The 13,554-nt window shown below is 45.3% G+C and carries 13 protein-coding genes; 4 read left to right on the top strand and 9 right to left on the bottom strand.

The genetic code is table 11. The annotated features are described in order from the left end of the window. Positions 1-263: 263 nt before the first annotated feature. The 3 genes from R8O11_RS21075 to R8O11_RS21065 all read right to left on the bottom strand — a co-directional run bounded on the left by R8O11_RS21075 (position 264) and on the right by R8O11_RS21065 (position 3,992). The gene (locus R8O11_RS21075; RefSeq protein WP_064376937.1) at positions 264-1,709 is read right to left on the bottom strand and encodes an AGE family epimerase/isomerase; all 1,446 of its coding nucleotides are present in this window, start codon (positions 1,707-1,709) and stop codon (positions 264-266) included. Positions 1,710-1,816: 107 nt separating this feature from the next. Continuing rightward, the gene (locus R8O11_RS21070; RefSeq protein ID WP_318194408.1) at positions 1,817-2,359 is read right to left on the bottom strand and encodes an AAA family ATPase; all 543 of its coding nucleotides are present in this window, start codon (positions 2,357-2,359) and stop codon (positions 1,817-1,819) included. Between the two features lie 289 nt (positions 2,360-2,648). Beyond that, on the bottom strand, positions 2,649-3,992 hold the full coding sequence (locus R8O11_RS21065; protein WP_064376938.1) for a magnesium transporter: 1,344 nt from the start codon (positions 3,990-3,992) through the stop codon (positions 2,649-2,651). Positions 3,993-4,207: 215 nt separating this feature from the next. Between R8O11_RS21065 and R8O11_RS21060 the strand changes: the two genes are divergently transcribed. After that, positions 4,208-5,083: a universal stress protein gene (locus R8O11_RS21060; RefSeq protein ID WP_047101465.1), complete on the top strand. Its 876-nt coding sequence runs from the start codon at positions 4,208-4,210 to the stop codon at positions 5,081-5,083. A gap of 43 nt (positions 5,084-5,126) precedes the next feature. Here R8O11_RS21060 and R8O11_RS21055 read toward each other — a convergent pair whose 3' ends face one another. Further along, positions 5,127-5,516: a MazG nucleotide pyrophosphohydrolase domain-containing protein gene (locus R8O11_RS21055; RefSeq protein ID WP_047101463.1), complete on the bottom strand. Its 390-nt coding sequence runs from the start codon at positions 5,514-5,516 to the stop codon at positions 5,127-5,129. 36 nt (positions 5,517-5,552) lie between these two features. Beyond that, positions 5,553-5,948 (bottom strand): PaaI family thioesterase, encoded by a 396-nt coding sequence (locus R8O11_RS21050; RefSeq protein WP_258479066.1) that lies wholly within the window; start codon positions 5,946-5,948, stop codon positions 5,553-5,555. A 211-nt stretch (positions 5,949-6,159) separates the two neighbouring features. On the opposite strand from R8O11_RS21050, the gene gloA reads away from it, so the two are divergent. Then, positions 6,160-6,546, top strand: a complete 387-nt coding sequence (gene gloA, locus R8O11_RS21045; RefSeq protein ID WP_005376490.1) for a lactoylglutathione lyase — start codon at positions 6,160-6,162, stop codon at positions 6,544-6,546. An 11-nt stretch (positions 6,547-6,557) separates the two neighbouring features. Next, a complete protein-coding gene (locus R8O11_RS21040; protein WP_017820984.1) occupies positions 6,558-7,658 on the top strand; it encodes an alkene reductase in 1,101 nt (366 codons plus the stop codon). Between the two features lie 117 nt (positions 7,659-7,775). Here R8O11_RS21040 and R8O11_RS21035 read toward each other — a convergent pair whose 3' ends face one another. Beyond that, positions 7,776-8,051, bottom strand: coding sequence for a nitrogenase-stabilizing/protective protein NifW (locus R8O11_RS21035; protein ID WP_053349151.1), 276 nt, complete (start codon positions 8,049-8,051; stop codon positions 7,776-7,778). 241 nt (positions 8,052-8,292) lie between these two features. On the opposite strand from R8O11_RS21035, the gene R8O11_RS21030 reads away from it, so the two are divergent. After that, positions 8,293-10,143, top strand: coding sequence for an acyltransferase family protein (locus R8O11_RS21030; RefSeq protein WP_238975398.1), 1,851 nt, complete (start codon positions 8,293-8,295; stop codon positions 10,141-10,143). A gap of 79 nt (positions 10,144-10,222) precedes the next feature. On the opposite strand, the gene R8O11_RS21025 is transcribed toward R8O11_RS21030, so the two are convergent. The 3 genes from R8O11_RS21025 to katG all read right to left on the bottom strand — a co-directional run bounded on the left by R8O11_RS21025 (position 10,223) and on the right by katG (position 13,496). After that, the gene (locus R8O11_RS21025; protein ID WP_005376497.1) at positions 10,223-10,693 is read right to left on the bottom strand and encodes an RES family NAD+ phosphorylase; all 471 of its coding nucleotides are present in this window, start codon (positions 10,691-10,693) and stop codon (positions 10,223-10,225) included. Between the two features lies 1 nt (position 10,694). Continuing rightward, positions 10,695-11,147: an antitoxin Xre/MbcA/ParS toxin-binding domain-containing protein gene (locus tag R8O11_RS21020; protein ID WP_017820987.1), complete on the bottom strand. Its 453-nt coding sequence runs from the start codon at positions 11,145-11,147 to the stop codon at positions 10,695-10,697. Positions 11,148-11,321: 174 nt separating this feature from the next. Next, positions 11,322-13,496: a catalase/peroxidase HPI gene (katG, locus tag R8O11_RS21015; RefSeq protein WP_053307637.1), complete on the bottom strand. Its 2,175-nt coding sequence runs from the start codon at positions 13,494-13,496 to the stop codon at positions 11,322-11,324. Positions 13,497-13,554: the final 58 nt, after the last annotated feature.

The following is a 13,554-nucleotide window of genomic DNA, read 5'->3' as shown; positions in this document are numbered from 1 at the left end:
ATTGCATAAAGTTCCAAGCTCTAAGTTGTCCTAGTTGTGAGATATACCCTAATCAATGAAAGTTAATTTATAGTTAGATATTTGTTAGAAACACTCAGCGGTCATTACAAATAAACATTCGTTAACTATATGTGTTGTCACCATTACATGTAAGATTATTAAAAATAAAGGCTAACCAGTTGGTTAGCCTTTATTGATATTACTGCTACAATTTTGCTTTGGCTTTTACGCGGACTTTAATTAACACATCACCATCGACCAACCTAAGGTCGAATATTGGTGAATGTCGCGGTGGTGACTCCATCACTTTGTGACGACAACGATTTTACGTCTGCGCTAAAGTAATATGGATTAAGTGGCATTTTATTCTCTGCTGGTCGCGCGTAGTAAAGCTTGGCAGGCTGTTTTGCCATTTGTTGCGCGTACAAATACCCGACCAACGCATGTTCAAACTGGTGGTAACCATTTCCCCAATGGAACGCTTTGGTTGATTTAGGGCTTAGACCGACGCCTCCATATTGATGATCCACCCATGCATCCATAAAAGTGGGTAACGTGTATTGAAGCGTTTCTTTCATCGAACCATCAACAAGGGAAACTGTCATTGCCGCTTGATCGAGCTCTGCCCATTCCCAAGACGAGCTATAGTGCTTGTATGGTCTTGATTGCCAAGCAGGAATGCTCTCTTGCGTCCATTTACTCTGCCATTCTGGTGAGAAAAGCGCTTTGACTTGCTCAAAGTTTTGCTGGTATTGCGCTTGTTTAAGCGTGTGTTTCATTCCTTTGAAACCAAACTCTGTCCAATTGGAATTCTCCAACAACTGACCAGTGAGATACGTCATCCAATACGCTTTGATGGTGTGTCCAAAATCATTGTGTTTCGCATCTGGCATCATTACCGCTTTGTGGTGTATCGCGCCATAAAAACGCTGCTCTTTGACGGAATGGTAGTTATCTAGCATCACTTGCATCAGCCATTGCAGATCTTGCTTCCACTTGGCTTGCGCTGGTTCTGGTAAAAGTGGCGCCGTTAACAACAGGTAGCCATTAATTTGGTCAAGTTGAGCGACTAACTCTTGCTGCTTCTCACTTTCCCCATCACCATCTTTCAAAACCCACGCCAGACCGCGATCATCGCTTCGTCGGTATTGTTTAAATATAAACGCTTGCTGGTCGATAAGTGCTTGTTCAACCTTTGGATCTTGCGTTAAGTAGTAGTACATCGCCAACCCCACCAAGGCGTAAGCTTGGTCTTGAGAAGTTCGTTGTTGCCACTCCATCCCCGGTTTTCCACTACGCGTAAAGCTCACGAAGCCGCCGTTTTTCTCATCTTGTAGATGATCAATCAGGTAATAAGCCCCTTTCTTTGCCAGCTCTAATGCTTGCTTGTCACCCGTAAGATGAAAAAGTACGCCATAAGCGTAAGTTTGGCGCGATTTCATGCGGGTGTATTCGCGATCGAAGTGCGGGCTAATCCACCCTTTGTTTAATTCTCCACACGGCTTTTGTGGATCGAGAATGACACCGTTATCACAACGAAAAGTCGGAAAATTCCCCTCAGGTTGTCCATGCGCGCTTTCCATCATCCAATATGGGGCTAGGCCATTCGTCACATGGTTTAACCAATCATCCCCCGAAGGCAGGCCTACATCAGCAAAGCTGCTCATGCTCGTCGTTGCGAGCAATAAGGTAAGATATTTAAAAGACATAACACTCAATTAAGTTATTGAATTTTATCCAGTATAAATAACTCCCTTTACGCATATTGTTGTCGTGCTCACAATAGCCTTACTCATTTGTTTGCATCAATCATCTTTCAGCCTTGTTCGATGACTGAGCCGAGAATAAACGCTACTCTGTCTTCGACTGACATTTTGGGCACTTCGATCAATTGATAACCAAATTTGTGATAAGCGTTGACCATCTGTTGATACGTAGCCACCGCTTCAGAAAAATCTTGCTTTCGCTCTTCGTCATTGCTGAATATCGATGCCCAAGGTGGAAAAATGAACACTTGAGAATGATAACGAAGCGTCTGGCAATGCGTGATGAGCTCATGCGAGATTGGCAGTTGTTCCAACTTACTGTAGCCATATACGTCCACAATACTGCGATCAAAAAACACATTCCCTTGGTGGACATTGAAAGCTCGGTAATTGCTCACTTCTGCCTTCATAATTTCGTCTCGAAAAGCTTGTTTGTCATTCCAAGGTAATGCTGAACCGTGATTGGCAACCTGCGTTTGCATCACGTGACGACCGGTTTCTGGCGCGCAGATAAAGCCTTGTGTTTTTAGCTGTTCGATTACCGAAGTTTTCCCTGCACCGGGACCACCAGTGAATACGATGAGTTTATTCAAAATTGTTTCCTTATTTTTTGTTTGAGTGAAGTAATGCGTGTACAGCCAAGAAAATGGGCATCATCTGGCGTTTGAAATTGGCATTTGGCACGCCAGCGTTAAGCGAGATCGGTAGTGGGAAATTTGGGGAATAGAACTGGGCAGTAAAGAGATATACAAAGTAAGAACCGAAACGACGTGTTCATCGGTTATGGAAAACGGAGGAATGCTGAGTGAAGCAAGCTCGCCCAAAATACTGGGTTGGGAAATGGTGCGATTGGTTCTGCTAGTTAACGCGTCAATTGGATATCTATATCAAGAAAATGGCACCTAAGCCTAAGAACGCAAAGAAACCAACGACATCGGTAACGGTCGTCAATACTACCGAGCCAGCCACGGCGGGGTCAATGTTAAACTTTTTCAACGTGAATGGTATCAACGTACCCGATGCCGCGGCCGCCAAACTATTGAGGAAAATGGCACAGCAAATAATAAGCGCCAATGGCAAAGAGTCAAACACCATGTAAACGACACCCGCGATCACCAATCCCATAATTAAACCATTAATGGTGGCGATTTTTAATTCCTTATTCACCAATAGCTTCAAGTTACTTTGGTGCAAGTGGTTTAGTGCGATACCCCGAATGGCCACCGCTAAGGTTTGGCTACCTGCGATGCCGCCCATACTCGCCACAACGGGCATTAAGATAGCAAGCGCTACAACTTGCTCGACCACATTATCAAAAATACCAATGATGGCAGAGGCAACAAAAGCGGTCAGCAAGTTAATCACCAACCAAAGTGCTCTTAGCCTTGTCGCCACAGTTAATGGTGTGAACAAATCTTCTTCACTTCGTACGTTTTCTGCCACTACAGCTTGTAGGCTGAGTTCACGCAAGGTAATCGCGATGGTCGCCATCGACAAAACGCCCATAATTTTGCCACCAGCCATGATAGGAAACCAATGCGCTCCACCATCAATCGAGACCTGTTTACTGACGCTTTGAATCGTTTGGATATCTTCCAGAATTGGCGTGACTACGGTCAAGTCTGTGAGTTTGGTATGGTTCTCATGCAGCAACAGGGTTTGCGGCTCTATCGTACCAATCACACCACTTGCATCACGCACAATAATCAACCGCACTGGACTTTGCCCACGTTTTAGCAGCTCGGTTTTGATGCCTCCTACGCTGTTTTTAGGGTTTGCGACCAGAAAGTGAGGCTCGGCATAACGTCCAACTTTGTTGTCTTCATACGACAATGCTTGTTGGATATGCGCGACAGACTCTTCACTTTGATCAATAAGGTATTCATCTACAAATTCGGTCGGTAGAAAGTCCGCAAAGATGATCAGTTCTGAATCCGTTATGTACGCCAAGCGTTCATGTTGTAAGTCTTTATTGAGTGATTGATGAATGTGCTTGGCGGTGTCGTATCGGAGCAAATTTAATACCGTCCAATACTTCTCAGGCGGCACTGCTTCTATGACACGCTTACGGTAAGCAATGTTGACCGATTCCAAAATGTTCGCAATCTGTGCTTCTTGATAGTCTTTCAAAAAGCTCAAGTCTTCGGTCGATTCTATCGCTTTAATGATCTCAGCAAGCAAATGTGGCACTTTGCGGTTAATTTGCAATTGGTTGGAATCTATCATTACTTTTACCTATAGCTTTCAGTACCACATTCGCCGCATTGACGATATGTGCTATCCGAAGGCATGAATTCTTGATGTTAAAATTCTAGGCGATAGTTGACTTAATTGCGGAATTTATATTTCGCTCGCAGAAACAAAACGCCTCTGCATCAGTTCATGGTATAGACTTGAATGTGTGTCAGGCTCATTCGCCTTGTTTGATAATGGAGTAATCAATGGCACCTGTATTTTTTCTGACTCAGCAGGCCGCCTTACCAAGTCGTAAGGTGCTTCGTAAAGTGATTCAATTTTCGACAGCGTTGGCTCAGCCTATTGTGGTTTTAGTGGAAGACCATCGCCGAAGTGAAGATCACGCATTCGCTCATTTTCTCAGTTTCAACTCTGACCATATAGAAAAAAGACAAGCTGAGTTTGAAGCTTGGACCTTAAAGTTCAACGCATTAATTGTCGAACTTTGTGAAGAAGAAGAGCTTGAAACGCCAACGCTCTCTTACGAGCATTTCAAAGGGAGTCATTGGGTTGAGCAAGTTGCGAAACGACTTGTTGACCACACTGACTTACTGCTCGTGGGACACTTTAACAAACACGAGATTCAAACGATGCTCACAGAACTAGCACAACAAGATTGCGACTTGTTGCTACTGAGTGAGCGTTCATGGCCTTCTCACGCCAACATGCTTTGTGCAATCGACCCACTTCATCGAGGGGATGAAAAGTCGATAGTAGATAAAGCCATCGTCTCGCGAGGCTCAAAATTAGAACAAACCTTAAGCGGGAAAATGACGCTCGTTTACTGCCGATACGTCGCGCCATACCTCTCTCGCTATCGTGCAGAGATATTAAGCAACCAAAAAGCAGGCATTACAGATTTTATTAGTGCGCAAAGGTTAACTCGAGTACCACTACTGCTGCCAGAAGGAAACCCTGAAACGGCGTTACCAAAAGCAGTTAAGCAATCACAAGCAGCGATTTTGATTATGGGGGCATGTAAACGAAGCATGTCATCTCAATTTTGGTCTGGCAGCACTGTAGACACGTTACTTGATCAACCACCTTGTGACCTACTGTTGGTCAACAGCTCCAAGGGCTGACTAGGTATTCCCTATTAACCTATCCTTTCAATACCAAGCGCAGTTATTGGCTCTTTACATCTTCTAACTGCGCGGCTTCATGTTCCGCGTTCAAGGCTTGTTTCTGCTGCTGTTTTATCTCATCCCAACTGCGTCCCGATTCAATCGCAGATACACGCTGCTCGTATTTAGTGCAGGCTCTTTCGAGTACTTTCTCAGGATCTATACCCTTTTCTCTTTCCAGCGCTTTTAATACGTTAAGGTAGTTCCACAACACATCGCCTAACTCGTCTTCCAAATGACAAAGGCGATCCTCGCGAATCTCTTCGCGGACTTCATCAACTTCTTTGCCAATGGCCTCCAGATAAGTCTCTACGCCTTTAAACCAAGTATTGGTTTGGTCATATTGAGATTTTCTCGTCGCAATTGCATACAGCTCATCAAATTTCTTCATTGCCTCTCCGTAGAACACGTTTTTATTTATGCCTTTTTAGGACGAATAAACTTCGCTTTCGACCCGCAATTGAGCCACCAGTTGATATATACCGCGTCGTTCACCTTCACAGTGTGCAGTAATCGTGACTCGATCATCTAACTGAATCGGTGCATGGTAGCGCACATCCAACTGCGCCGTAAGGGCTTGAATGTCTCTAGATAACAAACAATGCGTCATTGCACCATCGAGAAGCGAACTGGCAATACCACCATGCAACAGGTCTGTGTAACCTTGATGACGCGGTAAAACGTGAAACTCTCCGACAACAGAGCCATCGGCTAGGTATTGATAGTTCACGGCCAAAGAGTTCGGATTCACATTAATTGAAGAACAAACCGCACATTGATGATGAGACTCGTGAGTGTAATGACAGTAGCTGTTTGTGGACATGATAGTTACTCGGTTTCTCAAAAGAGTAATTAGCATATGCCAACAATTAAAAAGAAACGGCGAGTAATCTTTGTTTGCATGTTGCAGGGCCAGCAACCTCGCTTTTCATAACACTAAATAATCATTTTAATAATTAACGATAATTTCCAGTTTATTTAGAGTGGCGATATGGTTTGCATAGTGATTACGCAACGTTATGAAAAGGCGACTTATGAAGTTTCTCCACACGATGATCCGTGTTGCTGACCTAGACAAATCTATCGAATTTTATACAAAAGTTCTGGGAATGAGTGTTTTGGATCGTTTTGAAAACCAAGAATACCGTTACTCACTGGTGTTTGTTGGTAACCCTGATCAACCAGATGGCGCGACCATCGAGCTAACTTATAACTGGGATACCGACAGTTACGACTTGGGTAACGCATTCGGACACATGGCACTGGGGTCTGAAGATATTTACGCCGCTTGCGAAAAAATTAAAGCGCTTGGTGGCAACGTTACTCGCGAGCCAGGTCCAATGAAAGGCGGAGAAACTCACATCGCGTTCATTAAAGATCCCGATGGTTACCAAATCGAACTCATCCAAACTCAAAAATAACGAGGTTTCCTATGACAGACGCATTATTTCAACCCATTCAACTTGGCTCTCTCTCATTAAAAAACCGTATCGTTATGCCTCCGATGACGCGCTCTCGTGCTTCTCAACCAGGTAATATCGCTAACGACATGATGGCGACCTACTATGCTCAACGTGCTGAAGCGGGCCTAATCGTTGCTGAAGGCACACAAATTTCGCCAATGGGTCAAGGCTATGCATGGACACCAGGCATTTACAGCCCAGAGCAAATTGCTGGCTGGAAAAAGGTAACCAATGCGGTGCACGAGAATGGCGGCACTATCTTCGCGCAATTGTGGCACGTTGGTCGCGTGACTCACCCTGATAACATTGGCGGTGAGCAGCCTATTTCTTCTTCTGCGCTAAAAGCAGAAAACGTGAAAGTATTTGTCGATAACGGCACAGACGAACCGGGTTTTGTCGACGTGGTTGAGCCACGTGAAATGACCAAACAAGACATCAAGAACGTTATTGAAGAGTACCGCCAAGCCGCCCTAAACGCGATAGAAGCCGGATTCGACGGTATCGAGCTTCATGCAGCGAATGGCTACTTGGTTAACCAGTTTATCGATTCTGAAGCGAATAACCGCACCGATGAATACGGCGGCTCAATTGAAAACCGTCTGCGTTTTCTTGGTGAAGTGGTAGAGGCGATGACGCAAGCTATTGGCGCTGAGCGTGTTGGTGTTCGTCTTGCACCATTCACTTCGTTAAATGGCACCGTTGATAGTACGCCAGTCGAAACCTACACCGCCGCTGCAGCGCTGCTTGATAAACTCAATGTGGTTTACATTCACATTGCTGAAGTGGATTGGGACGACGCGCCAGACACTCCGCACGACTTTAAAACCGCAGTTCGTGAGGCGTATAAAGGCACACTGATCTATGCCGGTCGTTACAACGCAGAAAAGGCGCAACACGCGATTGAAAGTGGTTTAGCCGACATGATTGGCTTTGGCCGTCCGTTTGTTGCAAACCCAGACTTACCAAGCCGCATCAAGCATGGCTATCCGCTGGCAGAACATGACCCTGCCACATTGTTCGGCGGCGGTGAAAAAGGCTTGGTGGACTACCCTGCGTATCACGCGGGTTAATTCATCTACGTAAAGCTGATTCGTAACTCGCGACAAACCAATAGCGAAACCAAAAGAACCTTGCTCTTCCCCCTGTGACACCAAGATGCAGGGTTCTTTTTAGGCAAGCCACCAGAATTAACGTCTTTGACAAGATGTACAACCTCGACACGCAGAGCGCGTCGTTTTACTGAGCAAACTGCGTTGTACTTTACAGTAAGCATTCTTTAAAGCACGACGACCTGAAAACCAATCATCCGGTTTAGTGAGGATTAGGTAGCCGTTAAACCTCTTAACCAACTCGGTTCGATTGTTTTCGATAAATCGGCTATCAAACTCGATGTCGAAGTAATTCAAAGCCTCTTCGATACAAGTAAAGCTGGCAATTTTTTCCTGAATCGTATTCTCTGTCATCGTTTCTTTAGCGTAATCATTTTCAATGAAGTCTAAGTGCCTCGCGCTTTACGTTCTTTGATTTAGCACTTCTTAAGATCATTCTTTATGGGGTTTCCATATTGAAATTCAATTTGGGAATTCGTTAACCCACCTAGCATTTTCATTTTGATGATCATTTTAAGGCACTGATTTAAATAAACATTATTTCTGGTTCATATTTTGCTCTACTTCATTAAACGGAATGTTGGAGCAACACGATATGACTTACAGAGCAGAAGTAGACGGATTAAGGGCGATTGCTGTCACGTTGGTGATTTTGTTTCATGCAGGAGTTGAGCAATTCGCTGGTGGCTTTATTGGCGTCGACGTGTTCTTTGTGATCAGCGGCTATTTGATCACTGCCATCGTGATTAACGACTTAGAAAACCAGAAGTTCAGCCTTGGTGATTTTTATGAGCGACGCATTCGTCGCATACTCCCCCTCTTACTGGTGGTGATCGCCGTCAGCTATTTGATGTCTTGGTGGCTATTTTTGCCGCAAGCACACAAAGACGTTGGTCAGTTCGCAGTGTCTTCTATTCTTTCTTCATCCAACATTCTTCTGTATCTAAAAGGCCACAATTACTTCGGTTTAGAAGATCAAGCCAATCCGCTGTTTCACACTTGGAGCTTGGGCGTTGAAGAACAATACTACATTGTCATTCCTTTACTACTCATGCTACTCGCTCGTGGTAAAAACGCGTTTTACCTGACTTTTTTCATCGCGGTATTTGCGCTGAGTTTGATGACTATTGTCTACGCGAGCAACGATCCTGATTTCGCTTTTTACATGATCTTCTCTCGTGCTTGGGAACTGGCAACCGGTTCATTACTCGCATTAGTGATGAGAAAAGTCCAAGTTCAATCTAACGATACGCTAGCAACCATTGGCATCGTTTTGATATTGGCTTCCGCGCTTTTGTTTGAAAAATCGCAAGATGGCGCGGGCATTACGCTGCTGGTGCCGGTCATCGGTAGCGCGTTGGTGATTTTGTTTGCCTCTAAAGACAATGTCTGCGGTAGATTACTGAGCCTAAAGTGGGTCGTGTTCGTCGGCTTAATCAGCTACAGCTTATACTTGTGGCACATTCCATTATTTGTCTTTTACCGCTACGTGTTGGACGCAACACAAGACGTCAATATCCCGCTTTACGTTATCGCTCTTTTTGTACTGTCTTACTTCACTTGGCGCTTTATTGAAAAGCCGTTCCGTAGCCGAAAAGCCATGAGCATGCGCACTGTGTCCGCGGTTATTGTGTTGTTGACGTTGCCCTTGCTAACGTTCGGCGTTATCGGTCATCAAAACGGTGGTTTTCCAGAAAGAAGCGTATTTTTCGAGGCCATGCGCGTTAACAACGGTTATGGTTTAGATTGCAACGGCAACACCAACGTTAACGATGTGTGCTCGTCTGCGCCGCAGCCCGCCATCGCTGTGTTAGGCAATAGTCACAGCATGGTTTACGTGAAGCGTCTATCCGAAGTAACACCAACTGGCGTGGTACAACTTACTCAAGATTCCTGTGCGGTCGGTTATGTCGACACCATCAAAGGCGCTGGCTCAGTTCCTTGCCGACAGTTCTTTAATGAGGCTGTCGATACCATTCTAAGTACCCCTTCCATTCGTCGCGTTGTTATCTCTTCTAATTTCAATAAAGAGCTTTCACAAGCCGATTATGAAGCATCATTAACCAAATTATTGAATGAACTGAAAGGAAAGGAAGTGGTCGTTTTTAGTCCAACCCCTTCTGCACCGTTTGCGGTAGGAGAATGCCTTTGGAAAGCGCGTTTGTTTGGCGAGACAGAAGAGTCTGCCTGCGACTTTTCTCCCAAACAACATCACCCTCGAAACGTCGCGAAGTTAGTGAACTACTTTGAGCAATTTGAGCACGTTGAGTTTGTCGACTTGACCGATGCCATTTGCAGAAATGGCGTATGTCGAATGAGAGTTGGAGCAAACAATGCGATGTATACGGATGACAGCCATTTATCTTACAAAGGTGCTGAGTTGGTGCTTGGGCATTACCTCAACACTACAAATGAAGCGCAACAGTTCACTTACGACCGACAATAACCAAGGAAATAAACTTTTATGCTTCAGCGCTTATCTCAGGTAAGCGCTGAATGCTTTAAAGCAAGACAAAGCTAGGCGTCTATTTGAAAATGCGCGGATCAAACGCGAAATCGAGCTTTTCGGCTTTCTTGATGATCTCTTTCATTTTGGGATGATTTGGATTCACCACGTAGTTTTTATCACGAGGTGAAATCGTTGAAGGCACTTGCAGCGCGGCAAACTCTGGATGAGGATCATTGAGAAACTGATCACCAATGTACTGCGTAGACTCGCTCGCCGGTATTGCTCGCCACGTCACAGGGAGATCTTCTTCATCTAAGGTGGCGATGAGGTATTCTGGCATTTCAATACGATATAAATCGTAAAGTTTGGTGATAGCAGGATCGTTGTTTACGTGCACAAACACTTCCAACGAGCAAAGGGATTCCGATTCAGAGAAGTAGAGGGCTTCGGTTCCTTTTGAGTTCCATCGCCCTCCAAATAACTTTGCGCCAACGGGGCTGAATGGCGTGTCAGCAAATTTCTTTTGTGTGAGACGATAGAGCTTCATATTACGAGAATACCCCGTGCTCTAAACGGCCGATCAAATCTTTTACGATTTCAAAATCCACCGTGGTCGAGACCATATCAAGTGGACGTTTTCCACCTAAGCCATACACATTCTCTCTCATCCATTTTAACGCGCGCTCTTCGTCGTCAAACAGTTCTGTCGCGAGTTTCAATAACATCGCTAATCGATAGATTGCATCACTTTCTTGCGTATTGAAGCGCTCATCGTTTTTTAGACGACGCTTGATCGTGCTAACAGGTATCAATGTGACGTTTTGAAACTCACTCTGAGAAAGCTTCACACGCTCAACAATATTGCGATACACCTTTGGCTCAAAGCCTTTGTGAACCGCATCAGTGCGACCTGTTTCAGCGTCTTCAATACCCAACATAAACCAGAAATTGGCTTTATGAGGTTGTTTCGGTTTGAAGCTTTTTAATGCTGCAGTTGCCATATCAAGCTCCTGTGGTTCATATGGTCCGGTTATTATGGTTCAAATGAGCTTAATTTTCAATCAAAGTAACAATCAAAGTAAAAAGATAGGTAAAGAAAAAGGCGAGCTTTTCGCCCGCCTCTCTTACTTATTCATCAACTTTGTTTACGCATCTATCGATGAACATCGTTTCACTTATTGCAAGTCAAAACGATCCGCGTTCATGACTTTCGCCCATGCGGCGATGAAGTCATGGATGAATTTTTCCTGATTATCATCTTGCGCATACACTTCCGCATACGAACGCAGGATCGAGTTTGAACCAAAGACAAGATCCACTCGAGTAGCCGTCCACTTCACAGCGTCGGTTTTACGATCACGGATTTCATATTGATTAGCACTCACTGGTTTCCACGTATATGCCATGTCAGTAAGGTTCACGAAGAAATCATTCGACAAAGTGCCTACTCGGTCAGTAAATACGCCCTCTTTTCCACCGCCGTAGTTACTGCCTAGAACGCGCATACCACCGATAAGTACCGTCATTTCTGGCGCCGTTAGCCCCATAAGCTGAGCACGATCTAATAAAAGCTCTTCTGGCTTAACCGCGTAGTCTTTCTTCAACCAATTTCGGAAACCGTCAGCAACAGGCTCAAGTACTTCGAACGATTCCACATCCGTCATCTCTTGGGTGGCATCACCTCGGCCTGGCGCGAATGGTACGGAAACATTATGACCTGCGGCACGCGCAGCCAGTTCAATACCTACGTTCCCAGCAAGCACGATAGCGTCTGCAACACTACAGCCCTCTTCTGCTGCTATTTTTTCTAGCACAGCAAGAACACGGCTTAGACGTTCAGGTTCGTTCCCTTGCCAATCTTTTTGCGGAGCCAAGCGAATTCTCGCGCCATTTGCACCGCCTCGGCGGTCAGAGCCACGGTAAGTACGCGCACTATCCCACGCCGTACTAACTAACTCACTAATGGATAGGCCACTTGCTTCGATTTTTGTTTTTACTAAATCAACATCGTAGTCTGTCTTACCTGCGGGCGTTGGGTCTTGCCAAATAAGATCTTCGCTTGGCACATCAGGGCCGAAATAACATGATTTTGGTCCTAGATCGCGGTGTGTCAACTTAAACCAGGCACGAGCAAAAACGTCATCAAAGTACGCAGGGTCATTTTGGAACTTTTCTGCAATCTTACGATATTCAGGGTCCATTTTGAGCGCCATATCGGCGTCGGTCATGATTGGATTGTAGCGCTTAGAACCATCTTCAACATCGACAGGCTTGTCTTGTTCTTCAATGTCGATTGGCTCCCATTGCCATGCGCCGGCTGGGCTCTTTTTCAGTTCCCAGTCATACTTAAATAGTAGGTGGAAGTATCCGTAGTCCCATTGTGTAGGGTGTGTTGTCCAAGCACCTTCAATACCACTCGTTACCGTGTCACGGCCAATACCACGTGTTTTGTGATTAATCCAGCCAAGACCTTGCTCATGAACGTCTGCTGCTTCGGGCTCTGGGCCAAGGTTTGCGGCATCACCATTACCATGACACTTACCCACCGTGTGACCACCAGCTGTGAGCGCGACGGTTTCTTCATCGTTCATTGCCATTCGCGCAAAGGTCACTCGCATGTCATGTGCTGTTTTGAGAGGATCTGGGTTACCGTCTACCCCTTCAGGGTTCACATAGATAAGACCCATCATTACCGCAGCAAGCGGGTTTTCTAAATCTCGCTCACCAGAGTAGCGGCTGTTATCAGCGTCACTTGTGGCTAACCATTCTTGCTCAGAGCCCCAGTAAGTGTCTTTTTCTGGGTGCCAAATGTCCTCTCGTCCAAACGCAAAGCCAAAGGTCTTAAAACCCATGGATTCGTACGCCATGTTACCGGCAAGGACAATCAGGTCTGCCCAACTTAGTTTGTTGCCATATTTTTTCTTGATTGGCCATAAAAGGCGTCGAGCCTTATCGAGGTTGGCGTTATCTGGCCAAGAGTTGAGAGGAGCAAAGCGTTGGTTGCCTGTAGCAGCACCGCCACGGCCATCCGCAATACGATAACTGCCCGCTGCATGCCATGCCATTCGGATCATTAAACCACCGTAGTGTCCCCAGTCGGCAGGCCACCAGTCTTGGCTATCAGTCATTAAATCTTTTAAATCTTTTTTAAGTGCTTCGACATCTAGCTTTTTCAGTTCTTCTTTGTAATTAAAGTCCTGACCAAATGGGTTGGTTTTGGAGTCGTGTTGATGCAGGATGTCTAAGTTCAAGGCATTCGGCCACCAATCCATCACCGACTTATCTGTAGATGTTTGCCCACCATGCATAACTGGACATTTACCTACCGAACCGCCGTTTGCTTTGCTCATATAATGCTCCTTCGTGTCGTGGTTGTGGTAACCACTCTTTGTTATTCAATAAATCGAA

The sequence above is a fragment of the Vibrio sp. 1288 genome, from assembly GCF_033344475.1.
The sequence above is the reverse complement of the archived record's forward strand: the minus strand, read 5'-3'. Positions and strand labels throughout refer to the sequence as shown.